Below are 1,072 nucleotides of genomic sequence, written 5' to 3' on the forward strand. Positions count from 1 at the left end.
CATACCCTCCGACAGCCGAACCGCGAGCCCGGCCACCGTCGGCGCCTCGAACAACACCCGGACCTGGACCTCCACGCCCAACGCCACACGGATCCGCGAGATCAGCCGTACCGCCAGCAGCGAATGCCCGCCGAGCTGGAAGAAATTGTCGTCGACGCCGACCGACTCAAGACCCAACACCTCGGCGAACGCCCCGCACAGGATCTCCTCCTGCACGGTGGCCGGGGCACGGCCACCGCCCGCGGCGTACTCCGGCGCGGGCAGAGCCTTGCGGTCGAGCTTGCCGTTGACGGTCAGCGGCAACTCAGGCAGTACGACGAACGCGGCTGGCACCATGTACTCCGGCAACCGCGACGCCACCACGTCCCGCAGCACGCCCGCATCGATTCCGATCTCGCTGTCGGCAGGCACCACGTACGCGACCAGACGCTTGTCGCCAGGCACGTCCGCCCGTGCCAGGACCGCGGCCTGCGCCACCTCGGCCCGGGCCTCGAGCACGGCCTCAATCTCACCGGGCTCGATCCGGAAACCACGGACCTTCACCTGCTCATCCGCCCGACCGGCAAAGAGAAGCTGACCGTCCTCCGTCCACTTGGCCAGGTCCCCGGTCCGGTACATCCGCTCCCCGGACGCCTCGAACGGGCAGGCCACGAACCGCTCACCCGTCAGACCGGGCCGCCCCACATAACCACGCGCAAGCTGCGCACCGGCCACATAGACCTCACCCGCAACACCCACCGGCGCCGGCTGCAACGCCTCATCCAGCACATACAGACGGGTATTCGCGACCGGCCGGCCGAACGGCACCTGGCCCGAACGCTCACCATCCACCGCACCAATCGCCACGATCACCGTCGCCTCGGTCGGCCCATACGCATGCACCAACCGACGCCCCGCCGACCACGCACGCGCCACCGACTCACTGACCGACTCGGCACCCACCACCATCGCCTCAACCCGCGCCAGATCTCCCGGGTCCAGCACCTCCAGCAGCGACGGCACCACGCTCGCGGCCCGCACACCCTCCAACTCCGCCAGCCGCCGCGGCTCCTCACGCTGCTCCTCCGACGCC

Annotated in this window: 1 protein-coding gene; it reads right to left on the bottom strand. The window is 70.0% G+C overall.

Translation table 11 applies throughout. The annotated features are described in order from the left end of the window. Positions 1-1,072 (bottom strand): non-ribosomal peptide synthetase (locus IEZ19_RS49960; RefSeq protein WP_189317983.1); only part of this gene is annotated, 1,072 nt, incomplete at both ends.

This window comes from Streptomyces brasiliensis (assembly GCF_014647875.1).
Classification (GTDB): Bacteria; Actinomycetota; Actinomycetes; order Streptomycetales; family Streptomycetaceae; genus Streptomyces; species Streptomyces brasiliensis.